The sequence below is a fragment of the Lysobacter firmicutimachus genome (assembly GCF_037027445.1).
GTDB lineage: Bacteria > Pseudomonadota > Gammaproteobacteria > Xanthomonadales > Xanthomonadaceae > Lysobacter > Lysobacter firmicutimachus.
In genome coordinates this window covers 442897-467342 of the sequence record NZ_JBANDL010000002.1, presented here as the reverse complement: position 1 = coordinate 467342, position 24446 = coordinate 442897, and the positions used below count along the sequence as shown (strand labels likewise).

Sequence of the window (24446 nt, the reverse complement as noted above, 5' to 3'; positions counted from 1 at the left end):
AGATCGCCGGGCATGCTGCCTGCCCGGCGTGGCGCACCGCTAATCCGACATGACGCTGTAGTTCTCTTTCAGGTGCCCCAGAACCATCCGGCTCCCCCCGGCATCCTTCACCACAGGTCCCGACGGCCCGTCGCTGACGAGGCATCCATTCGGACAGCCGTACTCGATGTCGCCGACGACGACGGTATGCGCGGTTCCCGCAGGCAACGCAGCTGCGCCGGCGGCGATGACCGCTATCGCGATCGACGCCTGCACCAGGAAGGACCAGTTGCGTACGTAGCTCATTGCCGGACTCGTGCTCTGTGTTGACGATGCGCCCCTCGATCTGGCGGCGCGCTCGTCCTGCGGTGCGCGCCCGGGCTGTCCAGAAGCCTGGACGAATCGACCGCGGCGGTCCGCCGAAGTTCCCATCACCGCCCCGTGGCCGCCGGCACCGCGCCGACGTTGTGGCCGCGCCCGCATGGACGCCCGGCGAACCGGCATTCTGGGGCGATCGCTTGATCGTTCTGTCAGGCGTGTTGCGCCGCTAGGGCCCCGACCAGTTCCTGGCGCAGCAACGTCCCGATCGAAACCAGCCCCTTACCGATGTCCAAGGGCGCCGGGCGGCGGACTTTGCGACCGAGCGGCCGAAGAACGCCTGAAAACCGTGTTCTGACGTTTGGACTTCCGCCTCCGGGCACCGGCCCGCCGGCCAAGCACCGCCGTTGCATCGACTTGCGCAGCGGGCGTTGCATCGCCAAGGCGTAGGCCTCCCGACTAGGAGGCCTTGAGACGCCGCGCCAGGTCGCGGTCAACGACCTTCGCGATTGGCGGTGTTGGCCGCCTGCTTGAGTTCACGGCTTGCGGCATAGAGATACTGTTCGGCCTTGGCCGCATGACCGCCCAACTGATACTCATTGGCCTGCCTGGCTGCTCGTACGGAGCCATACGCCTGTGCGACCAGGTCCTGTGCGCGGGCCAGATTGGGATGGTGGCTGTACCAGATATCGCGCACCGGGTATTGCGCAGCGGCAGCGCATGCCGCCAGGGATAAGCTCGCGATCGCGATAACGGTTGCAGTTGGCTTCATTGGCATCTCCTTCTCGATAAGTGATGAGTTCGCTGCCGCATTCAGAGGCGCCGCGGCGACGTGTGGCGGGCATTGGCCAGTTGGCGCTTCAGCGCAAGTCCCGTTGCAGACAACGCTTCCGCTCCGCGCTTCGCTGACGTTCAAAACAGATGCGGACAGCCGCTATTCATCGATACAGGCACAGAAGTCGCAACCACTGCCCGCCAAGCGCCGATCGAACGAAGATGCGACGTTTTTTTCGCGCTTTTGAAAGAGGCGATAGCCTGCGCGAACTGGAAAAGTGCGCCACTCCGGCCTGAGGAATAACGCGCTGCAGGCTCTGGCAACGTTCGCCTTGCCGAACCGGCGAGTGGCACTTCCGCAGCGGCTGCCGGCGCCCGGATTGTGCGTTTGAGAGGCGTAGACATGCGCCAAATCGCGCCCGAACGCACAGACAGGTGAGAGTTCAAGCGGGCCGCGCGCTCTGACGCGGACATCCCTGCATCGGAGCACGTTGCTCAGACCTCGCCCAAGCGCATCATGGATAGAAATTCGAAATCGTGGGGGCATTCTCATTCATGGCCCTCACGGAGTCGACCAACCCAGGCTCCCCCATGCGCAAGCCTGTTGACGTATACAGACGCGGGTTGGAAAAGTAGGGAATGACCTCAACTCCGGCCCCCCTCTTTCCCATCAAGTCGCCTACATTGGATGCTCCCTTGGCATAGATTCTTGCAGGATATGTGTTGGCTGTTCCTTCATGCATCAAACCGGCCAGATGACCAACCTCATGCGGCATGACAAAGTCGTCGCACCATGCATGAAGGCTGATCACGGCAAGCATCGACTCTTTGCTGTCTTGGATCCATTCCGGATACATATAATCGCTCGCATAGGCCGGACTGGTGAAGGCGCGCCCACATCCATCGGATGTGCCCAGAGCGCCTTCATAGACCACCATGTCTGCCTGATAGGTGGCCCGGTAGAGGGCGAGGTCACTGGCGCCGTTCTTGAGTTGGCCGATGCCTTCCTCGTATGCAGCGGCCAACGTGGTGGCGGCAAGGTCGTATTGGATCGTCTCCGCGGCGACCAGATAGAAGTTTGCTGCGGAGTTCTCTAGCGCGGTATTGGTGAAGTCCAACAAGCGAGCCAGCCGGAGCTCTTCTTCGGACGCACCGCCGGCGGCATCGGCTGCCTGCGAGCTGTAAACCAGAAGAACCTTTACTGGGTATGCGCTCGTCCAACCGCCATCCCCGTCGCGAAAGTATCGACCGACGCTGCCCGTCGCAAGCGTCTCCAACGTAGCGTCGCCAGCGACCACCCCAACCGAATTGCTGGCATCATTCCGGATCACCACCACGTCGCCAGGCCGAGCGGTGGCAGGCAGGCGAACCGTACTGCTCCAGTTCGAATTGCCGACGGCAACTTTCGTCACAGGCGAGCTCATGGTGGGCAGGCTGCAGGAAGCCGATCCATCTGTGCAGCCGAATTGCAGAAGCGTCTTCTCAACCTTGCTTACCGGGCTGACCCAAGCAGCACCCGAACGAACGAACTGGAAGGTGTCGCCTTGGCTGATTGCAACGTCGCTGGCTCCATTACTGATAGTCGAAGACCAGCCCGCGCTTGACTGGATCGTGATGGACGCACCCTCCGCCGCAGCGCCGGGAAGAACAATGTCCTGAGCCCAGTTGCCGTTGCTCAGCAGAAACTTGATCCTTCTCAGATTCGATGGAAGCGCACATTCGCTTCCTTTGCAGTCGAGGGATTCTGGATCGGTTATATAGGTCCAGCCGCCTTCTTCGCGCACAAAGGCGAAGAGGTCGCCTTGGCCGACCGGCATTGCTTCTGCGCCATTGGTAATGCTCGATCCCCATACCGCGCTCGAGCCGATGGTGATCAGCGAGCCATCGGGCGCGGCATCCGGCAGGACGATTTCGGGCGCCCAGTTTCCATTGCTTAGCGAGAAATCGATGCCCGCCATACCCGCTGGAAGCATGCAGACACTGTTCGAGCATCCCAGAGAGACCGGCGTCGAATCGAGGGCATGAGCAGAGCTGGATACCTGCAGAAGTACGGCGGCAAGCGCCAGCCACTTCCTCCGTCCCCATGAATCGGCCGTGACGCGACGATGTACGCTTTGACGAACCATTGGCATCCTTACCTCTTAAGGAGTCCCATTCGAGCCCCGCTCGCTTCGGCCCTCCCCGATGGCAGCACCAAACGTCGCGTTCCGGGGTACGCCTTCACCTTGGCGGCAAGCTAGAGTTTTCTTCCCCTCATGGATACTGGCAAGTATCTTAGCTCGACCCCACAAACCGCTTCATGCACGTTTCGGCATGACAGCGACTTGTTTATCCAAAAAAAACGGCGCCCACACAGGGCGCCGGGTAGGAAGAAGTCGGAGAGCGTGCGAAACCTTGCCCGCCTGCCTTTTTTGCGTTCGGTCAGGGCAAGGTGTTCAACGTCGCCCGCACCGGCCTCGAGAAGATGAAGCCATCGCGCCGATCCCAATTGATCGACCAGGTCATGACGCCGCGGAAGGTGGGATAGGCCTGCTGGGGCCGGATGGCTCCGCAACTTTGCAGCCGCGTCAGACAGTTCAGGGCATTGGCGATCGTGGTCGACGACGCCTGTCCGCTGTTGGCCGAGGAGGGGCCCGAAGGCAATCCCAGCGCCACCTGGTCCGGCCGCAGGCCGTTGAAGACGACGCCGGTGCCGTTGTTGGTCCTGAACCCCTCGATCAGCATCAGGCTAGCGCCGACCAGCATGTCGACCGAGCCCTCGGGCAAGCCGCTCGTGCTGTACGGCGAATACAGCGCGCCGTTGTTGTAGTACTGCACGTGGATCATGTCCAGCTCCTGGCGCAGTCCGTCGATGATGGGCAGATAGGCGCCCCAGATTCCGCTGTACGCGGCAAAGCCGCCCTGGACATACGGGTGCTCGGGCGCCATCGACAGGTAGAACGACGGACCGATGCGCGTACTGAGTTGCTTGATGGCCGTGACCAGGTTCGCCTGCACGGCCGCGCCGTGGTAGACGCCCGCGCCGCTTTCCAGGTCGATGTCCACACCGTCGAAACCGTAGTAACGGATCAGGTCCTCCATGCTGTCGACGAAGTTGGCGACCTGCGTCGCATTGTTCAGGGTCACCGTGCCGTTCTGGCCGCCCAGCGACAGCACGACCTTCTTGCCGCGCGCACGTGCCGCGGCCACGTCGGCCCTGAACTGCGCTTCTGTGCCCGCGCCCGGATCGACCGTGAAGCTGACCGCGCCATTGCCCGCGTCGTCGCCGAAAGCGACCACGATGACGTCGAAGTCGTTGGAGACTTGGCTGATCGGGAGGGTGGGCCCGGAGGGATTGGTGAAATTGTGCCAGTACCCCACCAACGCATGCCGCGGCAGGGTGTTGTCGCCACCACCGGCACTGGTGGTCGCAGTGATCTGCGTACCTTGCGCGGAGGCGTTGCCGGCGTTGTCGCGAGCGCGCACACGGAAGGTGTAGGCCGTGGACGCGGCCAGACCGGTGCTGCTGAAGGTCGTACCGGCAGGCGAGCCGACCAGGGTGCCGTTGCGGTAGACGTCGTAGCCGGCGACCCCGCTGCCGCCCGCGTTGTCGGCGGAGGCGTTCCAGCTCAGGTTGATGCTGTTCGGGCTCACCGACGTCGCGGCCAGCCCGGTCGGCACGCTGGGTGCGATGGTATCGGGCGTCGCAGTATTGACGGTGATGTTGGCCGCTTCGGAAGTCGTGGCGGCGCCCGCGTTGTCGGTCGCTACCGCAGTGATCGCGTAGCTGCCTGCCGTCGCATTGGTCCATGTCGCGCTGTACGGGGACGTGGTATCGATGCCCAACGAAGTGGCGCCGCGAAAGAACTGCACTTGCGCGACGGTGCCGTTGGCGTCGGCTGCGTCCGCCGTAACGGTGATGTTGGCGCCCGCAGCGAAGGTCGCGCCGTTCGCCGGCGCAGTCAGCGCGACCGTGGGCGGCTGGTTGCCGCCAGCGCTGCAGACCCCCAAATCCTGATAATAGCCGCAGCTGGGGCAGTGCGTGGGCGGCGTATTCCAAATCGACGTCGTCGCCTGGTACAGCCGCCCCTGATAGACGAGCTTGCTGCCCGCGTTATAGATAGTCGACGCGTTCCATTCGGCGATTCCCGTGCAGCTGACGTTCTGCGCCTGCGCGGGCGACAGTCCGGACGCCAGCAAAAAGCCGGACAGCAAGAATCCTGTCAATCTGATGCTCATTCGGTGTGTTCTCCAGGTACCTGGTGGATAGGGAAGGAGGCGAGCGCGGAAGCGCCGGCCTTTTCGAGCCACGCGCGGCAAACCCGCTGCGGCGCGGCTGTTCCCCCCAGAGAACAATGACGGCAGTTGCGCGGTCAGTTGCTGATCCGCGCAGTGCGCTGCATGCATGTGCAGCGCTATCGGACGCCGCCGACTGTGGTGCGCGACGACCGGCCTGTCAAGTTATCCACGCCCGATAAATGCGGCGATCGTCACACCGCGAAGAGTGCGATCCTGCATTGGCGCGGGCATGCGCCTGCAACCGTCCCGCGCATCGGACAAACGGGAATGACGGCCGCTCGCCGATCCGGCGGAGATCCGGCGAAGGACCGCCGAATGATGCGGGCACCAGGACAACCGCCGACCGTGCACCGTCTGCAGCGTCGACCGATCCCCGCAAACCTTGATCAAGATCAATTCCATCAGCCCCGACACGCGGATGCTGTAGTCAGCGGCCAGCATCCAGTCGTTCGTGGAGCGAAACCATGGGCACGCAATCGGCATCGCCGGGTCCGGCGGAGCAGCGGCGAATGCCGCTGGTCGCCTTCGGACTGGCTCTGAGCCTGTTCTTGGCGATTTCCTTCGTCCTTTGCGTGCTGGGCTATCTCATCTTCCCTGACCTGCCGATAGCGCATTCGGTGCTTTCGACTTTGCTGCCGGGATTCGACCTGCTGACCTGGCCGGACTTCCTCCTCGGGCTGGCTGAAAGTTTCGCCTGGGGCGGGTACATCGCTATTTTGTTCGTACCGCGCTACAACTTTTTCGTTGTTCGCGGCCCATGAGGGGCGTGATCCATGAAGCCCGGCGTTCGTGAAAACGTCCCATGGGCGGGATTCGGGTCCATGCCACCGCCGCTGGCCAGACGCTGGCTCGCTTGCTCCGGAGTCTTTCTCCTCCCTCCGGTCGTCGCCGCGTTCTATCTGGCAACGGAACACCGCGGCTTCGGTGCCGCGGATCTGCGCTGGCGGCCGACGCTCCCGCTCGCCGCGCGTGCGTTGGCGAATTTGCGGGACCGGCATGCCCCGCGATCGTCGCAATGGCACGACGCAGGCGGCGACGATTCGTCTTCCAGCCGGTGAGGACGCAATGGGCGAGAAAGCGACGACGCGAAGGCGTGTGCTGCCTATCGGGCGGATGTGTTCTTCAGGCTGCGCGACCACCATCGAGAGATCCGTGGGAAAGCTGCCAGGGGTGCTGCACGCGTCGGCGAACTTCGCGGCCGGAACCCTCAATATCGCATATCGACCCGAGCAGGCCTCGCTCGCCGGCATCGTAGCGGCGATCCGCAGCCTTGGACTTGACTGCGGGGAGAGCCCGGACCGCGCCGAAGCGCCGTGCGAGGCCAAGGCGCGAACGGCGCCGGAGGAAGACTTGGCCGGTGCGTCCGCACGGATGGCGCATGTTCATCCAGAAAATGCGGACGGCCAGTCGCCGCCGCATAACGCCGGCGCGTCGCATGCGACGATGCACCATCGCGGCGATCTACACGCGGCCGCCCGCGACATGTGGCGTCGCTTCCTGGTCGCCTTGGCTTTCAGCATCCCGGTGTTCGTTTGGTCCCCCATGGGGCTCATGGCGCCGCCGGCGCCGCCGTTGGCGGTCGACCGAGAGGTATGGCTGTTCTTGCTAGCGTCCGGCGCCATCTTCTACCCGGGCTGGCCCTTCTTCCGGTCCGCGGTCCGGTCCCTTCGTCATGGCGTGCTGGACATGTCCGTGCTGGTGCTCCTGAGCGTCGGTACCGGCTACGGTTTCAGCCTAGGTTCGACGTTCTTCTTCGATGGACCGAACTTCTACGAGGCCTCGTCGGTCCTGCTGACGTTCGTCCTGCTCGGTCACTGGCTGGAGATGCGGGCCCGCGCCGGCGCCTCCGACGCCTTGCGCTCCTTGCTTCGCCTGTCGCCGCCTCGTGCGATAGTGCGGCGCGGTTCCGACGATATCGAAGTCAAGACCGAACAAGTCGCGGTCGGCGACATCGTAGTGGTGCGGCCGGGAGCCAAGGTTCCGGTCGACGGGGAAGTCGTCGAAGGCGGTTCTCAGGTCGACGAGTCCATGCTGACCGGCGAATCCATGCCGGTCAGCAAGAACGTCGGCAGCTGGGTGGTCGGCGGCTCGATCAACAAGAGCGGCGCATTCGCGTACCGGGCAACGCGGGTCGGGTCGGAGACTGCGTTGTCGCAGATCGTAAAGCTGGTGCAGGAAGCGCAGAACTCAAAGGCACCGGCCCAGTTGCTAGCCGATCGCGCCTCGCAGTGGCTGGTCCTTGCCGCCATCTTGATCGGAGCCGGCGCGTTCTTCGTCTGGTTCTGGTGGCTGGATGCGGGCCTTTTGTTCGCGTTGACGATGACGATCACCGTGTTCGTCATCGCATGCCCCGATGCGCTGGGCTTGGCGACGCCGATGGCCGTGATGATCGGCACCAGCTTAGGCGCCAGGGCGGGAATCCTGTTCAAACACGCCGAGGCCATCGAACAGTGCGCAAGGATCGATGTCATGGTCTTCGACAAAACCGGCACGCTTACGGTAGGCCGTCCGGAGGTAGTAGAAGTCGCAGTGGCCCCGGGCCATACCGAGGCGGAACTCGTCGCCTTGGCCGCGAGCGTCGAGGCACACTCCGAGCATCCGCTTGCCCAGGCGATTCTCGCTCGATCGGGCCCCGTTGCGCGCCGCGCGGAGGCCTTCGCCAACAGCGACGGACAGGGTGCCGCCGGAGTATTGGACGGACGCCGGCTGTTGGTGGGAAACAGCCAGCTCATGCGTCAAGGCGGAGTGGACTTGAGGCCGATGACAAGCGCGGCGGCGCGGCTGCAGGGAGGTGGTCGGACCGTCGTGTACGTGAGCCGAGAGGACGATCTTATCGGCCTGTTCGCCATCGCGGATGCGGTCCGCCCGAGTTCGCGGTCGGCTATCGACGCCTTGCACGCACGCTCGGTCAAGGTCGCGATGATCACGGGAGACAACCAAGCGACTGCGGCGCGCGTAGCCGGCGAGTTGGGAATCGACATCGTGCTGGCCGATGTTCTGCCCGGGCAAAAGGCGGACGAAATCGGAAAGCTGCAGGCGCAAGGTTACTCGGTCGGCATGGTCGGGGACGGAATCAACGACGCGCCCGCGCTGACCAAGGCCGATGTCGGCTTCGCCATCGGCGCCGGTACCGATGTCGCGATAGACAGCGCGGACATCGTCCTGATGCGCAGCGACCCCGGCGATGTGGTGAGCGCGATGAAGATCGCCTCCGGAACGTTGCGCAAGATGCATCAGAACCTGTGGTGGGCCGTCGGGTACAACGCAGTTGCATTTCCCCTGGCCGCAGGCGTGCTTTATCCATTCGTTCTGTCGCCCGAGATCGCCGCCCTGTCGATGTCGGGAAGCTCCGCCATCGTCGCGCTGAATGCGCTGCTGCTGCGACGGATGCGAGTTAGTGGCGCATGAGGAGAGGGGGGCCGCAAGCGCCCCCTTGAAGGCGCGAAACGCTGTTCTTGACGTCCTCCTGCTTCGCGCGGAGCGGGATCGGAGTCGCTTCTATTCGGCCAAGCCGTTCGATAGCAGGAGTGAACGAGGCCTGCACACAGAGCACAGGCGCCTCCCCGGCCCAGCCGCGACCATCGCGCATCGCCCGGAAGCGAGAACGCTTCCGGGCCCGCGCGCTCCCTAATAGGCCAGATATTCCAGCCGCTTCTTGCGTAGCTCCGAAGGAGCTTCGTTCCTGACGTCGGCACTGAAGCCTTGTCCGGTCATGGTGTCTTTGTTGATCAGGAAGCTGAAGATACTCGGGCCCAGGCCGGTGTCTTTGTCCCTGGGATATTGCGCGTTGCCGTGGCAACCCATGCATCCGCCCATCACCAGTTGGTCGGATTTCGGCGGCAGCCCCTTCACGTTTCGGATGCTCGCCAGCCCGCGCTTGGCTTCCAGGGTGAAATCCTGCTTGCTGGGGTGGGGGTCCTTGACACCGCCCTTGAACAACTGGATGCCGGGTTGGCTGCTCTCGATCACGATATTCGCCAGGTAATAATCCTGGGTCAACGGATCGGGCTTGCTCGGCGTGATGGAGCTGTCTTCGTTGGTCGGCAATACCTGCAGCCCGACGAGGCGATAGTATCGCCACACCGAATCCTTGAACGCGGGCGTTTGGGCCATGGCCTGCTGGACTTCGGCGTTGACCGTGCTGACATCGAGGGTCGCTACCGGCGGGTTCTGGACTCTGATCGGACCGGAAAATCCGCGAGGCAGGTCGAACGAGCCGGGGACGACATCGTACCCGTGGGCGGCGTCTATCGCGCCGGCCAAGGGCAGCGTGACCGCGGTCCGGCTGGTTCCGGAATTGAGGATGGCCGTCGGCCGCGTCCCCGACGCTACCGATGCATCGTATTGCAGCTGGTCGTAGAGGTTGATGACATACAAGCCGGTGTCTTGCTTTCCCGGGGTGGTCAGACTGTCCACCTGCTCGAAGGTGGTGTAGACGAAGGTCGGGTAGTTCTCCATCTTGCGCAGGATGTGCACGCCGACCAGACCGAAGGTGGCCACCCGAGCTTGGGTCTTGCCGTTCTCTTTGTAGTAGTACAGCGCCTCGGCCGTGTGATAGCGGCCCGATGCGATCAGCTCGGGAGTCATTTCCCGCCAGGCCGACTTGACCTCCACGGATTCTCCCTGGTTCGTTCCGTTGGGCGGCAACTCCAGCGAGGTCGGCGGTTTGTCGGCGTTGTAGATGGACTTTACGTAATCGTATTCGACCGGACTCACCTTGGCCTGGAACAAGATGATGTGGTCGTCCTGGGGGTTGGCCGACGGCGTGTTGCCGTTTTTCGGGAAGAAGATCTGGTTCTGGCCGATCTGGGTATTCTCGTCGAGATTGTTGAATCGGGCGTCGGTCGACGCGACCTTGGCGCCTTCTTGGAAGACGTACTCGGGATCCAGGCTGGCCAGGTTCCCTTTGGGCGCCGAGCCCGCGGGGAACAGCTCGGACCGGTGAGCGAAGGTTTCCCAGAGCAACTGATTGCTGCTGAAGTTGGAATCGGCGGTTTTTCCGCTCTGATGGAAATCGACGGCGCCGGATGCGGCGAAGTTGCGGGTCGTATCGATCACCCCTCGCACGACCGGAGACTTGCCAGCGGCATTGACGCCATTCTGCTGCGCGGGGGAATTAAAGTGGATGAACTGACGCCAGGCGAAGCGGGCGTACTCCGCGTGGGTGATGTTGGGCTTGTAGGGGTCGTAGTTGTACGCCGGCGGGGCGGCGGGCAGGGGTGCCGGGGTTGCGGTCAGGTCGGCCGGCGTGATTGGTGCGCCGCCCGGAAACGATGTTGTTTGATCATTGGAGGTCGATGAAACGGCGACGTTGGGTTCGGTTTTCGTACACGATGCGGACATCGCCAGCGCGCTGGCGAGTGCACCGAACATGATGATTCTGGTCTTCATTGCCGCACTCCGTCGTTGTTGCGCTCCGTGGTGAATCCATGCGATCCATCGCGGCAGCCATGGAAATTCTCGGGTAATCGTGCCGCCCCCACCTCAGTCGGGCAGGGGCGAAGGCGGGGTCAGCCCACGTACTGGTACCACTGGATCACGAAGTTGGTATCGTTGTAATCGTTATCGGTACCGTCTTCCGTCACGTACAAGTTGCCCCCACCGAGCACTTTGTTGATGAAGAACACGACTGGATTGCCCGCCGAAACCTTCGGAACATACGGCCCGCTGCTGCCGAACTGGACCTGCATCCCGTCCGCCATGGTGAACCTGCCGGCTCCGTTCTGGAGGAAGCCGACATTGACGCCGCTACCCGAGATCGGGAAGGTCTCCTGAGTGCCGTCGAGGCAATAGAAACTGATGGGATTGCCGCTGGCGTCGATGACCTGGACGTACTGGGTGTATTCGGCCTGATGCATCGCCGTGAACGTCACAAGCTTGCCGCCGGGGATGTAGTCCAAGGATTGAGGGGCCGACCATTGGATGCCCACGATGGAATCTCCTTATATTGATTGGCTTCCGGGATTGGGTGAGGCGCCGCTGCTGCCTTCATCGGCTGTCTTGCCGCGGGCTCCGAGGAACCGGTGCGGCATGGCACGTGCTTGCCGGAAAGGACGCCCGAATGGGCGCTACCGTTCTGGCGACCGTCTTAGGTTCGAGCATTTGGGTCCTAGCGCATCGCCAGCTACTACGCTGTCAAGCGCAAGCGGCGGCCAATGTTTTTGATCGATGCTTGATTAGGCTCACAAAATTCGGCTTCTATTTCGCGCCATTGCGACTTCGCTCGCAAAAGCATCCGTAGCCGACGAGTGATAAGAGCTCCACGCGTACAGCCACCGGATCGACGCCGATGCATCGGAGAAAAGGTCGGTTTGCCTTGAAAGCAGCCAACCGCGAGACCATTCCCGCTAACGAGCTCTACGGCGCGAAGCGCGGCGCAGAGAACGGCATCGAATCGGCGAAGCAGAACTCGGCGCTCGATGAACGCTACGGGCGCAAGGACTCAATCAACGGCAGCCGAGGCTCAACCCTGAATGCTCGACGGCCAAATGGTCGCAACCCGCAAGCTCTGTTCGAGCGAGGCTTCGCGGTAGTAGCGGCCTTTCGGAAGGTGAACGAAAAATGAACGCGCGAGTTCGGGCTGCGGCAGGGTCTTGAAACTGGCGAGGCGTCCCCTATTGAGCCGTCGGACGGGGTTGGCCGTCCTTATTGACCAGTGGAGACCTTGCCATGAACGCTATGGTTCGCAATCCCCAATGGCCGATGCAGACTGCGGCGAAGAGCAACGATCCGATGCGGCAACTTCTGGATCAGTTCTTCAACGACGCATTTCTGCGTAGCACCACGAGCGACGAATCGTCGGTCGTTACGAGCCAATGGGTACCGCTCGTCGACATCCTGGAGGAAAACGACAAATTCGTGATCCTCGCCGACCTTCCCGGCGTCGATCCCAAGGAGATCGACGTCCAAATGGAGAAGGGCATTCTGACCATTCGCGGCGAGCGACGACTGGATCGTCAAGTGGAGTCGCAGTCTGTCGCCCGCAGCGAGCGTCGCACCGGCTCGTTCCATCGCCGATTCGCGCTGCCCGACAGTGCCGATCCCGATGGGATCTCGGCGTCCGGCCGCAACGGTGTTCTGGAGATCGTGATTCCCAAGCGACCGGAAACGACGCCGCGCCGCATCCCAGTGGGCTTGGTGCATAACGCCTGACCTTTTCAGCGGCCCGCGCTCGCGGGCCGCTTTTTTCACCAGCGGGGTCGCTATGGACCGCATCACCGAAGAGACCGTTTCCTCACTGCAGGCGCAAATCGCCGTTCAGCACTTAGTGCTTCTGAGTCTAGTGAAGACTCATCCATACCCCAATCAGCTATTGGAGAAATGGCGAGCGGTGCTGGCCGACTCCACCGAGTGCAAGTCGGCCCTACCGAGTACCAGCCGCGAGAGCGACTTAGTGCGTGAGCGATGCGACCGCTTCGCGGAAGAATGGACGGTCCAACTGGTAGACGTGGCGGTAGATCATTTATCTCAGAAGCCGACCTGATCGAGCGATCGATCCGCCAGCGTTCCGTCGCACGACGAGTACTGCCTGGAGCGGCATATCGCGCTGCCCGTAGCCGATCCCAGGCAACGAGGCTCCGGTCTTGCGCGACTGCCGAACCGATCCCGCCGGTCTTGATGTCGGCCAGGGTTCCGGTCTTGCGGAGCCGTTCGATCGCGTCGAGCACGTTCTGGCCGCCGGCCTGCTCAGCGGGGAGTCTTGCCATAGGCCCCGCTGCTGGAGCAGCCGGCCGAGCAGGAGAATACCCGTCATTACGATAGCCGCGATCCGCGGGCGCTTGCCTTGAGACGCTGAGCCAAGGCGAAGCACGTTGCATGTGCTTCCGAGCTCATCGGGATACGCCGCCCCGTTGAGCTTTTCACCCTTCGTCGAACGCCGACCTGCTGATTCCCCAAGGCAGCTCGCCCGCACTCGATGTGCAGTGCCTCAGCGTTGCGAACAAACAGTACGTATGGCGCGCACGCCTACCGACGGAGGTCGCAGGTCGTATCTGGTCACATATCGGCGACCGCATGAATGCATTCAGTGTACTTACTTGATGCCGGGCGGTTCGGCCGCGGCGATCACTGCCTGGCGACCCAAACGCACGGTGACGCAACGCCTACGGACGGCCGTCGACGGGCAGATGCCGGGAATATTCTGCCCCTCATCTCATTGATCGAAAAAGTAAATTCTGCCAGAGCGCTGCATGGCGCGCGGCGGCTGTTCGAGCTCGGGACGTGCCCGACTTATTCCCGCCTTTTCCCCTTTTCGACCTGGAAGCCACGCAGGCCGTTTGTCTAGTTTGGACTTGGCGCAAGGATGCGTCGAACGAAGTCCGGTCGAGACCGCCGGCTTCATCTGAACGGACGTTTCCCCGCCGCTTCCAACCAAGAGGATCTGCCATGCATTACCGCACCGCTTTGCTCGCGATCGGCCTTTCCCTGGCTTCTCTTCCCGCCTTCAGCCAAAGCTTCGTCTCATCGGAACGATACAGCGACAACCCGATGAACGGAGTCGGCGTAGCCCACAACGCCTACACCGGCTGCATGGCCGCGAACTACACCGGCGGCGGCGTCTCAGCGCATGTCGAGAACTTGGTCAAACGCTGCGGCACGCCGACCGAGGGCGACGACGCCGGGTTCATCCGAAAGCACATTGAACTGGCTAATGCGACCCGCGGCGACACCCGCTTGTCGATGGCGGAGAATCTGCGCGCGTACCGCTCCAGTTTCACCGTCGAGCAGTTCGCCTATTTCGAAGACGTGGACCGCATCCTGGCCGAAGCGGCCAGCCCGGAAGAAGCCGATCGCGGCCTGAAGGCACTGGAGGATCAGGCCATCAAGTACCTGGGCCGCAGCGATGACGACCTGGCGGTACTCGGCGCGATCAGCACCGCTCGGCATTCGACCGAGTTGTGGACCCAGCAGAATCCCATCGCTGCTTCGGCGCAGGGCAAGATTCCGGGATGGCTGCAGGTGGCGATCGCCGATGCCACCGGCTTCGTAAGCGGGGTGAAGGCCTGCGGCAAGCTTTGCGGCTGGGTCAACGCGGCCATCCAATCGATTTCGACCGCCTTCGAAGTCTGGGGCGACAACGATTGATCGCTGGTGCGGGGGCCCGGCAACGGGCCTCCCGCTCGGCCAGCCTTCCCAAACGGCGCCCCGTGCGTCAAGCAGAGGCAACGAGGGCCGCTCCACCGCTAACGAGCCAGAGGACTCCTCATGAAACTTCTTGCCACCTCCCTGGGCATCGCCTTGTCCTTGGCGTCCTTGCCCGGCGCATGTCAAAGTTTTCCGTCGTCAGAAAATTACAGCTACAACCCTATGCATGGCGTAGGCGTGGCGCATAACGCTTATGCGGGCTGCTTGATAGTCAACTACGCCGGTGGCGGCGAACTCGTTCTCGCCGATTCGCTGGTGCGGAAATGCGGCGCGCGCAAGGACGAAGATGCCGATGAATTTGTTCGCGAGTATGCGCAGATCGCCGGCAGTCTTCGCCCAGATCCGCGCCTGACGCTGGCCGACAACCTGCGTTCGCTGCACAGCCGCTTCGATCCCGCGCAGTTCGCCTATTTTAAAGATATCGACCGGGTCTTCGCCGGCGCAGCCGACCCCGAGGCCGCGAGTCGGGAGCTGAAGGCGCTGGAAGCGAAGGCGATAGGACAGCTCGGACGCAGCGACGGCGATCTGGAAGTTCTGGCCGCGATCGCAACCGCCCGATACTCACTGGAACTGTGGTCGCGACAGCGGCCGCTCGTCACCACGGCAGGGCGAAGCTTTCCTTGGGAAGTCGTCGCAGCGGACGTCGCCGGTCTGCTGCTCGGCAACGCCGCTTGCGGGCGGGAGTGCGGCGTCTTGGTGTCGACGGTGTTTTCGGCAGTCGCTGCCCTCCAGGACCTGCAGCAACTGGACAAGTCCGTGCGGTAAGGCGGCGTGGTCGCAAGATTCGCGTTGCTGGCCGCACGTCGGTCCAGCGCTTGGCACCTGCACTTCACGTAATTGCACGTCATGTCCGGGGCCGCGCCCGCGGCCGGACTTGTCGGTGCCCATGAACGCGCGCAGCGTCGCCCGCATCCACGTGTATCGGGAGCCCGCGTCGAAGAACGCGCTGCCCCAGGGCCACGTTGATCGAACTCGCCCGTCCCGGCGCCGCGCGCGGCTACAACCCTGCACGAGGCCGTGCTGACTGCCAAGCTCGGCAGTGTCTGCCGCTTCGCCCATCTCGACATCGCCCTCGCGTTGCTGCGAACCCTGCGCGCGGCCGCGGTCGAGGTACGCCTGGCCGAGGCCGCGACGGCGCCAACGGCTGCGACGCGCACCCGGTCGCCGCGCGATCCCCACACGTGAGCCGCCCGTATGCGCCTGCCGATTCGCTGAAGCGTCCTCGTTCTTTCGAGTCACTTGAAACTAGAGGTAGATGGCAAGTTTTCCATCGCGTAGTGATGTGGTGAAAGGCCGCCCATCGATCGGCGCGGTCGATGGTGGGTGTAACGGTGGCGCCAGTCCTCGGCCATGCGCCGGGCTTCATCCAGCGCGATGAAAGCGAACCGGTCCAGCGATTCGGCGCGGAACGTGCGGTTGAATCGCTCGATGTAGGCGTTCTGGGGCGGCTTTCCGGGCTGGATCTGGACCAGATCGACGCTGTGGCGCTTGGCCCATTGCTTCAATGTGGCGCTGATGAGCTCCAGGCCATTGTCCAAACGCAATCGTTTGGGGCGCCACGCACCTCGTTAGTGAATCGACTCTTGCGCACGTCCGTCCTCGTGGGTTGGCGGACTTTACAGCTTTACGTGGTATGGCTCAGTGGGGGGGGGCGGATCAACTAGTACAAATGCGGAGGTAGAACTAGGAATATTCTTAGATAATTTAGCCATGCGTGCACATTCATGGTGCGTTGTGGCTTCCGACAGAAATATTCGCGAACCCTCGCGCATGCAAGGGTCGGTCGACGAGCTTCACAGCCCGCTTGCAAGGCCGAAGGTTAAGGGGCTAGTGGTAAATCGCAGCGCGCGGGTCGCCCGTTGCGAGCCAAGGAAATCAAACAACGGAAACCAATGGAACGATGCCATGACTTCAAAAGCTAGTGCTTCCCTACGCCCCCTGATCGCATTCGGTGTCTTGGCTCTCGGCTCCTACGCCCAGGCCGGTCAGCCCTTGTTTGTGGGAGAAATCAAACCGTCGGCGACGAGCTTGCGCGTGACGGGTGCGGCCGGATCTCCGGGCGCTTCGCAATTGCGGATAATGAAACTCAACGCCGCGACGGTATCGGAGAATAGCTCTGAAATCGAGGTCGATCTCGGCGGAGATCGAGTGACCTTGGTGTTGGAAAGCGCAAGGCATACGGACAGCGGCAGCCTACTTTGGGTCGGCCATGTACGCGAAACCTCAAAGTCGCGCCGTATGACCGGACGCGAGGTGGTTCACGACGCGCTGAATTCCGTGATTTTGGTGCGTCGCGGCGACAACGTCACCGGCAGCGTGCGTATCAACGGCGCGCTGTTCAGCATCCGCCCGTTGTCGAATGGCGAACACGCCGTGGAGCGTGTCGAGGAGTCGGCTTCAGGGCACGACGAAGTGTTGAGCTCGCCGGGAGGTGCGCCAAAGCCAGCGCAATCGTACCCGCAACGCCTGGCGACTGGTGCGGTCGGTCCTGCCGCGTTGAACGCGGGCGAGCAGGTAACCATCCGCGTGATGGCAGCTGTTACCAAAGATGCGATCGCTAGCTATGGCGCGGACATTCGTTCCTTGGTGGAGCGCGGCATCGCGGAAGCTAATCTTGGCTACAGCAATTCTCGGACCGGGATTACGCTCGAGCTGACGAGCAACATCCTGGAAATGGATTATCCGTCGGGTTCCGATCAATTTGTCAATTTAGAACGAGCGATCAATCCAGCTGACGGCTATATGGACCAGATCCATACGGCGCGAAACGCAGAGTCCGCCGATGTTGTTTTGCTGATAACTCGCCCACAAGGGTTTATTTCCGGCATAGCCCATTTGAATGCCGATGAGTCGAAGGCGATTGCTCTGGTGTCCGTACATAGCATGATCAACAACTATACGGTCGGCCACGAAATATCCCATTTGCTAGGGGCTGGCCACGATAGCTATACCAACCCCGGCGGCAACAGCTACTTCCGCTACGGCCAAGGTCATTGCGCGGCGGACGGATCGCTCGGCACCATCATGACCTATGCTTGGAGTTGTCCCGGTTGGTCGGTCAGCTCGGCGCGAGTGAATTACTATTCCAGCCCGGAACTTACCTATAACGGTCGTAGCCTCGGCACCGCTGATTTGAACGATAATCGGCGCGTTCTGATCGAGAACAAGCATCGTGTAGCTGCTTTTCGCGGAGCGGCGCCGGTGAACCTAGCCCCGGTTGCAGACTTCTCTTTTACGGCCAAGGACCTGGCAGTGACTTTCGCGGACCGATCGGTTGATAGCGATGGCAGCATCGTGTCCCGGAGTTGGAGCTTCGGCGATGGCACTTCGTCGACCGACGCTGCGCCAAGCCGAACCTACGCCAAAGCCGGTACTTATACCGTTACCCTGACGGTAACCGACAATCGTGGAGTCAGTCGTTCGACTAGCAAATCGGTGACGGTTTCGGCACCGGCATCCAGCGGCGCATCCTTGAGCAATCGCGTGCCCGTCACTGGTATTTCGGGTTCTATGGGGAGCTATCAGCATTGGACCCTGCTCGTGCCGCCGGGTGCGTCGCGGCTGAAATTTTCGATCAGCGGATACAGCGGCGATGCCGACTTGTACGTCAAATACGGCTCCGCACCGACCACGACCAGCTACGACTGCCGCGCGAACCTGGGGGCGGGCGCAGAGACCTGCAACATACCTACCTCGCAAGCAGGCACTTATCATGTGATGGTGAACGGTTGGTCCGCGTTCTCCGGAATGAGCTTGGTCGGCAGCTATGAGGAAGGCGGTGCGGCAGTTCTAGTCAACGGCGTTGCACAGACCGGCTTGTCTGGGGCTACGGGAAGCTATCGGTTCTGGACCATGCAGGTGCCGTCGGGGGCGTCCAATGTGCAGTTCGCCACCAGTGGCTACACCGGCGATGCTGACCTCTACGTCAAGTACGGTTCCGCACCGACGCCGACAAACTACGACTGCCGCGCGTACTTGGGAGCCGGTGCGGAAACCTGCCGGCTGTCCGATTCGAAAGCCGGTACCTATCATATTCTGGTGAACGGCTATACGGCCTATTCCGGTATGCGTCTGGTTGGCAGCTACGCGACCAGCGACAGTCCGAGCGGATCGTTCGGAACGCTGAGTAACGGTGTTTCCGTGAACAATGTCGCTGGCGCACAGGGAAGCTATCAATACTGGGCTATGACGGTTCCGTTCGGAGCAACGGATCTGGTCTTCACGATAAGCGGGTACCGCGGCGACGCGGATCTATACGTCAAGCGTGGCTCATCTCCGACCGCAACGAACTACGAATGTCGTGCCAACCTCGGTAGCGGCCTGGAAACCTGTCGGATCTCCAATGTCCAGGCTGGCACATACTACGTAATGGTGAACGGCTGGTCCGATTTCTCGGGGATGAGTGTGGCAGGAAGCTACCGATAGTGGCGGCGTCTTACTAAGACGAACTTTAGGCGCGTGATCCAAGGCGCCGTGCGGGTCGCACGGCGCCTTTTCATCGTCTGGTCTTGTGGTCGAATCCGCCCTGCGGCGCGTCAATTCAGAAGTTAACCGTATGATGCACATCCGCTTGGTGGTCGGTGGACTTTCCGAAGACCATCGCACTTTGTCCGGCTTGGTTGTCGAAGCCAGAGTGCTGCGCGATGCCGGCGCGCTGACGATGCACGAGGAAGCCGTCTTGCAGGGCACTACGATTGACTTAATACGAATCTGCGTTGTCCGCCATATGGCGCTTCGGACTGGCCCAACGCAGTGGCTGTGTCACTTCCGCGTAAACTCACTCCATCAATAGCCAGAGGTCTCCAGGCAAACTAGCCCGAAGGAGACCAAGATGCGCAAGAGCAAGTTCACGGAAAGCCAGATCGTCGCGACACTCAAGCAGGTCGAAGGCGGCCGCCAAGTCAAGGACGTCTGTCGGGAGTTAGGCATTTCCGAGGCGACGTACTACGTGTGGAAATCCAAGTACGGCGGCATGGAGGCGGCGGATGTGCAGCGGCTGCGGGATTTGGAAGCCGAACAAGCTCAAACGGATGTACGCCGAACTGGCGATGGAAAACCATGCCTTGAAGGATGTCATCGCAAAAAAGCTCTGATCCCGGCGCACCAGCGCCCGCTGGCCGCGTGGTTGATGGAACACTACGACTGGAGCGAGCGCCGGGCTTGTACGGCGATCGGCCTGTCGCGATCGACGGTGCGCTATCGAAAGCGGCCGGATCGCGACGAGGAAGTCATTGCGCTGTTGGCGGAGCTGGCAGAACGGTTTCCCGAGCGCGGATTCGACAAGCTGTTTCAGTTGATACGGCGCCGGGGGCAGCCTTGGAACCACAAGCGAGTGTGGCGGGTGTATTGCTTGATGCAGCTCAATCACCGACGTCGCGGCAAGAAACGACTACCTAGCCGGCATCCTTTGCCACTGGTAGCCGGCGAGTAGATCAACGGGAGTTGGTCGATCGACTTCATGTCCGACGCGCTGTGGGATGGCCGACGCTTTCGCACCTTCAATGTCATCGACAACTTCAGTCGCGAAGCATTGGCGATCGAAGTCGATCTGAATCTACCGGCTACCCGAGCCGTCCGCACCTTGGAGCGCGCTGCCGCTTGGCGCGGTTACCCCCGCAAGCTGCGGTTGGACAACGGCCCGGAGTTCATCGCCTTGGCGCTGGCCGAGCGGGCTGAGCGCAAAGGGATCGCCCTGGATTTCATCGAGCCGGTCCGGCCGATGCAGAACGGCTTTATCGAACGCTTCAACGGCAGCTACCGACGCGGCGTGTTGGACATGCACGTATTTCGAACCCTGAACGAGGTTCGCGAACACACCGAACAGCGGCTGTGCGACTACAACGGCGAGATACCCCATGACAGCCTGGGCGGTCTAACACCCGCCGAGTTCCGAGTTCGGAACGACCCGGCGACCTCTAGTGTTGGTTGGCACTGATTTGCGGGGAGGTGACAGCGGCGCCCTCGTGCGCCCAAGGAATTTGACAGATGTCGAAGAACAGTCCGTTCCGCAATCCTGCGTTCTTGGTTAGCACGCTGAGGGCGGCGATCAATCTCCTGCTCAATCAGCACTGTCGCCTGGACGATGAGTGTCTCAACAGCAAATGGGGCTAAGACAATTGCCCATTCCAAGGCCAGCGGAGAGGTAATACGTTGAAATGAATGTGCGGTCCTGCCTTTTGTCGTTTGGTCCTTTTGTTCTTCGGCGAAAGCGTCGTCAGCACATTTTGGTTGTTATCCGCATACAGAACTAAGTCGAAGGATGATGAATGAAACGCAACGTGTCGATCGCGATATCTCTGTGTCTTCTTGCCAGCGCCAGCAGTATGGCCGCCGAACTAGAAACCTATACCTGGGCGTTGGACAGGAACAGCAACTCAGAGGGTTTCGACTATCTCTTGGGTAACAACCCCATTGTCTCGTCGAATCGGCCCGCGCCATCTAGTGTTCCGCTGAACACCGACATGGCCTCAAGGTGGATGGTTGACGGTCGTGTCGACCCCGGAGCCGAATTCACGGCGATATATCGAACCCGTTCTCATGCCGTCAAAGCCTATCCGGAAGGCGCGCCTCCGCCGGTGACCTTCAATAACTGGGCCTTCATCCGCAAGATGATCTTCATGGGGGGAGAGCAGGATACGGGGGCTCATGTGATCGCTCCCGACCCCAACTGGGTCAGCGCGGCGCATGAGAACGGGGTCAAGATCTACGGCACCGTGTACATCGATGCCGAAAAGGGCAACGATGGAATGGTCAATACGCTGATCGGTTCATTGAAGGATCCCTGGAACTGGGATGCAACCGAACTGGCGGACTTCAATATCGACGCGCTGCTCCGACTGGAGGAGATCGCCAAGCAGCTGAAACTGGACGGCTGGTTCCTCAACATTGAGCAAGGTTTTGCGAATTCGAATTCGCAGGACACCATTCAGATGCGGCGTCTGTTGAATCACATCTTTCCAAAGTTCAAGGCCAGAGGTGTGGAGTTCATCGTCTATACGGGGTCGTCCGATAAAACGCTTGGCGGAGTCGTTACCGACGCGCATATCGCGGATTTCGGCAAAACCAACCCCACTTTCCATGGTCTGGACCTCGCGCTCGGCATCGACCCCGAATACACCAAGAAGAAGTTCGAGGGTCAAGAAAAGACATATCTGATGTACTTGGACGAAGTTTTTCTTCGCAACACGCCGAAAGGCAGAACGTGGCCGCTGAGGATCAAGGCTGCCCAAGCGACCCAATGCCAGTATTTTAACGGGGCGGGCGAATGGCCGGGCTTCAAGCAGTACGCGCAAGCCCGCTATCCGATCGGGAAGGATGAGACTGCGTTGTGTGGCGGCGATACGAGTTCGCCGCTTCCCACTACGGTAGTCAAAATCAATCTGCAGTCGGTGATTCCAGATCCCTGGACTAACCCGAATGAGCAGAGTTGGCAAGTCACCGCCAAAAACTCGGGCCAACAATGCGCCGGCAACTGCTATCTGGAATTCTCGGAAGACGGTCTGCAGGCCGAAGTGCTTGAGTTCAACAATCCCCTGGAGTATCAGGCGAACGCGACCTCCTGGGTGAGCACGCGCAGCGATATCGTCGCATGGTCCGGCTGGCCGGACAACGATCCTCGCATCAACTTCCTTGATCCGTTGTTTGCCCAGTATATGCCCGCATTCAAGTGGTGGGAAAAGGAAGCGCCCAGGACCTCTAACGACGGGCGCGGAAACATCCGCTCCAATAACGTCATAGACATTCACCCGCATGTATGGAACTACCGGGCGAATCCGGTGTCGAATCCGCAGCAGGGCGTGACCTGTAACCGGGTGACCGCCGAGCAGGCTGCTCATTACGGCGTGGCCCAAGATCGGTCCTGCATCCTCCAGGTGCCTACCTATAAGGTGGTTGAAGCCATCCCGAGCTATTCGAATGGCTATGAAGCCTACGGCCAATTTCCCTTGCTCGACTTGGTGATGCAAATCAATCGGGAGGGATTTTCTTATTATAATTTCTACAACGAATTATGGGCCGAGGGGACAGCTCCTCAATAAGCTCATGCCCGGCCATGTTCAAGCGTAGTCGCTGGTCTTGGCCATAGCGCGCTCCTAGCGCAATCCATTCCCAACAAGGCAAAGTGAAGATGACGGGGGCGGCATTCGGCCGCCCCCGCAGCCCCGCCCTCCCTTCGGACTCGGTCCGAAGGCGTGCATTTCTTTACGAGTTTCGTCTTGGTCGTCGACCCAACGTCCATGGCCAAGACGCGGTTCGCGGAATGTATGAGAGTGAACAAGGGATATTTATGTGAGTGCGAGGGTGGTCAAATCCCCCCTCCTCGGGTCGCTATCCCTTCATGTGGAGATGGTGCTTGCGAGCGGGCGCGTTCGATTTCGGAGTGAAGCGTCCTCGTTCTTTCGAGTCATTTGAAAGTAGAGGTAGGTGACGAGTTTGCCACCGCGTAGTGATGTGGCGAAAGCCCGCCCAGCGAACGGTGCGGGCGATGATGGTTGTAACGGTGGCGCCAGTCCTCGACCATGCGCCTGACCTCATCGAGCGTGGTGAACACGAACCGGTCCAGCACTTCGGTGCGGAACGTACGATTGAACCGCTCGATGTAGGCGTTCTGGGTCGGCTTGCCGGGCTGGATGTGGACCAGATCGACGCTATGACGCTTGGCCCATTGCTTCAATGCCTCGCTGATGAACTCCGGGCCATTGTCCAAACGTAACCGCTTGGGTGTGCCGCGCACCTCGACGAGTTCGTCCTGGGCGCGAACGATACGGGCCGATGGCAGGCTGCTGTCGATGTCGATCGACATCGATTCCCGGTTGAAGTCGTCGTTGACGTTGAAGGTGCGAAATCGCCGGCCAGACCACAGCGCATCGGACATGAAGTCGGCGGACCAGGTGTGGTTGGGGCGGATGGGACCTCCAGCGGCTCCCTGATCCGCTCGGGCAGGCGCCGCTTGCCGCGCCGCGGCAAGTTGAGCTTCAACGCGGTGTACACGCGCCAGGCTCGCGTCTTGCCCCAGCCCTGCGGTCGCAGCGCACCGTCGAACAGCAACCCGAAGCCGTGGCCCGGGTTGTCCTTCAGATGCAGTTCGATAGCCGCGATCAACGGCCCATCGTCGCGAACGCGCGGGCGGTAATGCCGCGCCGAACGAGACAGACGCAGCGTTCGATCGGCACGTCGGGCACTCAGCCCGTGATCGGTTTGCATCGCCAAGCTCAGCTCCAGCCGCCGAGCCTGGCTTAGAGCTTTCGCGACATGACGTCCTTGAGCGCGTGGTGCTCCAAGGCCAGGTCGGCGTACATGCGCTTCAACCGGGCCAATTCGGCTTCGACGTCCTTCAGGTGCCGAAGCTGCGACACCTCCAGGCCGGCGTACTTCGATTTCCAGACGTAGTACGTCGGCTCGCTGATCCCGTGCTTGCGGCAGGTCTCTCCGACCTTCGCACCGGCCTCGACTTCTTTCAGGATTCGGACGATCTGTTCTTCGCTGAACTTCGACTTTTTCATGCAGAGCTCCTTGGTGGGGAACTCTACTTCCAATTGGATCGAATTAACGAGGACGCTTCAGGTGGCCCCTCGCCTTTTCGCCAACTTATTGTGTTGACTACTCTGGGGTTTCGTAGGCATCTCGTAATCCGAGCCTAGGCTTAAGTGGAGCTGCTTATGAGCGCACAGCAGTCCGCTGATGAGTTCAATGTCGAAGCGACTCGGCAGATCGTGGATTACGAACGGCCGGTTACTAGATTGCGCAGATGGCTCGGAGTGTCGTCCACAGCCTGTATGGCTGATGGCACCGGCCAGTCGCTGACCGTGTACGGCCGGGTCGCGCCGCAGACCGCCACGGTCGGCAGCTACAGCGACACGATCACGGTGTTGATGACGTACTGACACGGCCCGCGGACGCGGACACGACCGTCGCACGCGGGCGCCGGAGAGTCGCATCCGCAACCAAGGCGGCGT

19 protein-coding genes and 2 pseudogenes are annotated in these 24446 nt (G+C 61.5%); 12 read left to right on the top strand and 9 right to left on the bottom strand.

The genetic code is table 11. The features are described from left to right. Nucleotides 1-39: 39 nt before the first annotated feature. The 5 genes from V2J18_RS02050 to V2J18_RS02030 all read right to left on the bottom strand — a co-directional run bounded on the left by V2J18_RS02050 (nt 40) and on the right by V2J18_RS02030 (nt 5790). Nucleotides 40-285 carry a hypothetical protein gene (locus V2J18_RS02050; RefSeq protein WP_336130770.1) on the bottom strand — a complete coding sequence of 82 codons (246 nt, stop codon included), beginning with the start codon at nt 283-285 and terminating at the stop codon, nt 40-42. Between the two features lie 505 nt (nt 286-790). Beyond that, complete coding sequence (locus tag V2J18_RS02045) at nt 791-1069, bottom strand: hypothetical protein (RefSeq protein WP_336130769.1); 279 nt, start codon at nt 1067-1069, stop codon at nt 791-793. Between the two features lie 517 nt (nt 1070-1586). Then, nucleotides 1587-3029: a zinc-dependent metalloprotease family protein gene (locus V2J18_RS02040; protein WP_336130768.1), complete on the bottom strand. Its 1443-nt coding sequence runs from the start codon at nt 3027-3029 to the stop codon at nt 1587-1589. Between the two features lie 463 nt (nt 3030-3492). Then, nucleotides 3493-5289 carry an Ig-like domain-containing protein gene (locus V2J18_RS02035; protein ID WP_336130767.1) on the bottom strand — a complete coding sequence of 599 codons (1797 nt, stop codon included), beginning with the start codon at nt 5287-5289 and terminating at the stop codon, nt 3493-3495. A gap of 222 nt (nt 5290-5511) precedes the next feature. Beyond that, nucleotides 5512-5790: a hypothetical protein gene (locus V2J18_RS02030; RefSeq protein ID WP_336130766.1), complete on the bottom strand. Its 279-nt coding sequence runs from the start codon at nt 5788-5790 to the stop codon at nt 5512-5514. A 23-nt stretch (nt 5791-5813) separates the two neighbouring features. On the opposite strand from V2J18_RS02030, the gene V2J18_RS02025 reads away from it, so the two are divergent. Next, on the top strand, nt 5814-6110 hold the full coding sequence (locus V2J18_RS02025) for a DUF5676 family membrane protein (RefSeq protein WP_079248130.1): 297 nt from the start codon (nt 5814-5816) through the stop codon (nt 6108-6110). Nucleotides 6111-6345: 235 nt separating this feature from the next. Then, nucleotides 6346-8757 carry a heavy metal translocating P-type ATPase gene (locus tag V2J18_RS02020; protein ID WP_261370079.1) on the top strand — a complete coding sequence of 804 codons (2412 nt, stop codon included), beginning with the start codon at nt 6346-6348 and terminating at the stop codon, nt 8755-8757. 219 nt (nt 8758-8976) lie between these two features. Here V2J18_RS02020 and V2J18_RS02015 read toward each other — a convergent pair whose 3' ends face one another. Both V2J18_RS02015 and V2J18_RS02010 read right to left on the bottom strand, forming a co-directional pair. After that, nucleotides 8977-10740 (bottom strand): hypothetical protein, encoded by a 1764-nt coding sequence (locus V2J18_RS02015; RefSeq protein WP_336130764.1) that lies wholly within the window; start codon nt 10738-10740, stop codon nt 8977-8979. Between the two features lie 119 nt (nt 10741-10859). Continuing rightward, on the bottom strand, nt 10860-11279 hold the full coding sequence (locus V2J18_RS02010) for a hypothetical protein (RefSeq protein WP_336130762.1): 420 nt from the start codon (nt 11277-11279) through the stop codon (nt 10860-10862). 386 nt (nt 11280-11665) lie between these two features. Between V2J18_RS02010 and V2J18_RS02005 the strand changes: the two genes are divergently transcribed. The 6 genes from V2J18_RS02005 to V2J18_RS01980 all read left to right on the top strand — a co-directional run bounded on the left by V2J18_RS02005 (nt 11666) and on the right by V2J18_RS01980 (nt 15678). Next, nucleotides 11666-11914, top strand: a complete 249-nt coding sequence (locus V2J18_RS02005; protein WP_336130761.1) for a YegP family protein — start codon at nt 11666-11668, stop codon at nt 11912-11914. A 113-nt stretch (nt 11915-12027) separates the two neighbouring features. Beyond that, nucleotides 12028-12501, top strand: a complete 474-nt coding sequence (locus V2J18_RS02000; protein WP_425606093.1) for an Hsp20/alpha crystallin family protein — start codon at nt 12028-12030, stop codon at nt 12499-12501. Nucleotides 12502-12553: 52 nt separating this feature from the next. After that, entirely contained in the window at nt 12554-12832 is a 279-nt protein-coding gene (locus tag V2J18_RS01995; RefSeq protein ID WP_141233432.1) for a hypothetical protein, read from the top strand. Nucleotides 12833-13569: 737 nt separating this feature from the next. Further along, a complete protein-coding gene (locus tag V2J18_RS01990) occupies nt 13570-14433 on the top strand; it encodes a hypothetical protein (RefSeq protein ID WP_336130759.1) in 864 nt (287 codons plus the stop codon). A 120-nt stretch (nt 14434-14553) separates the two neighbouring features. Beyond that, entirely contained in the window at nt 14554-15258 is a 705-nt protein-coding gene (locus tag V2J18_RS01985) for a hypothetical protein (protein ID WP_141233431.1), read from the top strand. Nucleotides 15259-15510: 252 nt separating this feature from the next. After that, nucleotides 15511-15678: a hypothetical protein gene (locus V2J18_RS01980; protein ID WP_186442560.1), complete on the top strand. Its 168-nt coding sequence runs from the start codon at nt 15511-15513 to the stop codon at nt 15676-15678. A 50-nt stretch (nt 15679-15728) separates the two neighbouring features. Here the strand turns inward: V2J18_RS01980 and V2J18_RS01975 are convergent, their stop codons facing one another. Next, nucleotides 15729-16031 carry an integrase core domain-containing protein gene (locus V2J18_RS01975; RefSeq protein WP_336130758.1) on the bottom strand — a complete coding sequence of 101 codons (303 nt, stop codon included), beginning with the start codon at nt 16029-16031 and terminating at the stop codon, nt 15729-15731. A gap of 172 nt (nt 16032-16203) precedes the next feature. Here V2J18_RS01975 and V2J18_RS01970 point away from each other — a divergent pair, with 172 nt between their 5' ends. The 3 genes and pseudogenes from V2J18_RS01970 to V2J18_RS01960 all read left to right on the top strand — a co-directional run bounded on the left by V2J18_RS01970 (nt 16204) and on the right by V2J18_RS01960 (nt 22529). After that, nucleotides 16204-18918 (top strand): pre-peptidase C-terminal domain-containing protein, encoded by a 2715-nt coding sequence (locus tag V2J18_RS01970; protein WP_336130756.1) that lies wholly within the window; start codon nt 16204-16206, stop codon nt 18916-18918. Nucleotides 18919-19324: 406 nt separating this feature from the next. After that, nucleotides 19325-20428 (top strand): annotated as a pseudogene (locus V2J18_RS01965) (IS3 family transposase). Between the two features lie 331 nt (nt 20429-20759). Further along, complete coding sequence (locus V2J18_RS01960) at nt 20760-22529, top strand: endo-beta-N-acetylglucosaminidase (RefSeq protein ID WP_336130755.1); 1770 nt, start codon at nt 20760-20762, stop codon at nt 22527-22529. Between the two features lie 365 nt (nt 22530-22894). On the opposite strand, the pseudogene V2J18_RS01955 reads toward V2J18_RS01960, so the two are convergent. Beyond that, nucleotides 22895-23993: pseudogene (locus V2J18_RS01955) on the bottom strand (IS3 family transposase). A gap of 156 nt (nt 23994-24149) precedes the next feature. Here V2J18_RS01955 and V2J18_RS01950 point away from each other — a divergent pair. Continuing rightward, complete coding sequence (locus V2J18_RS01950) at nt 24150-24374, top strand: spore coat protein U domain-containing protein (RefSeq protein ID WP_336130754.1); 225 nt, start codon at nt 24150-24152, stop codon at nt 24372-24374. Nucleotides 24375-24446 lie beyond the last annotated feature (72 nt).

Coding starts and splice junctions, on each gene's coding strand:
- V2J18_RS01985 (WP_141233431.1), top strand. CDS start 14,554: ATGAAACTTCTTGCCACCTCCCTGGGCATCGCCTTGTCCTTGGCGTCC.
- V2J18_RS02015 (WP_336130764.1), bottom strand. CDS start 10,740: ATGAAGACCAGAATCATCATGTTCGGTGCACTCGCCAGCGCGCTGGCG.
- V2J18_RS02020 (WP_261370079.1), top strand. CDS start 6,346: ATGCCCCGCGATCGTCGCAATGGCACGACGCAGGCGGCGACGATTCGT.
- V2J18_RS02000 (WP_425606093.1), top strand. CDS start 12,028: ATGGTTCGCAATCCCCAATGGCCGATGCAGACTGCGGCGAAGAGCAAC.
- V2J18_RS02025 (WP_079248130.1), top strand. CDS start 5,814: ATGGGCACGCAATCGGCATCGCCGGGTCCGGCGGAGCAGCGGCGAATG.
- V2J18_RS02045 (WP_336130769.1), bottom strand. CDS start 1,069: ATGAAGCCAACTGCAACCGTTATCGCGATCGCGAGCTTATCCCTGGCG.
- V2J18_RS01970 (WP_336130756.1), top strand. CDS start 16,204: ATGCGTGCACATTCATGGTGCGTTGTGGCTTCCGACAGAAATATTCGC.
- V2J18_RS02030 (WP_336130766.1), bottom strand. CDS start 5,790: ATGCTGGCCGCTGACTACAGCATCCGCGTGTCGGGGCTGATGGAATTG.
- V2J18_RS02050 (WP_336130770.1), bottom strand. CDS start 285: ATGAGCTACGTACGCAACTGGTCCTTCCTGGTGCAGGCGTCGATCGCG.
- V2J18_RS01995 (WP_141233432.1), top strand. CDS start 12,554: ATGGACCGCATCACCGAAGAGACCGTTTCCTCACTGCAGGCGCAAATC.
- V2J18_RS02035 (WP_336130767.1), bottom strand. CDS start 5,289: ATGAGCATCAGATTGACAGGATTCTTGCTGTCCGGCTTTTTGCTGGCG.
- V2J18_RS01960 (WP_336130755.1), top strand. CDS start 20,760: ATGAAACGCAACGTGTCGATCGCGATATCTCTGTGTCTTCTTGCCAGC.
- V2J18_RS02040 (WP_336130768.1), bottom strand. CDS start 3,029: ATGGCGGGCATCGATTTCTCGCTAAGCAATGGAAACTGGGCGCCCGAA.
- V2J18_RS01950 (WP_336130754.1), top strand. CDS start 24,150: ATGAGCGCACAGCAGTCCGCTGATGAGTTCAATGTCGAAGCGACTCGG.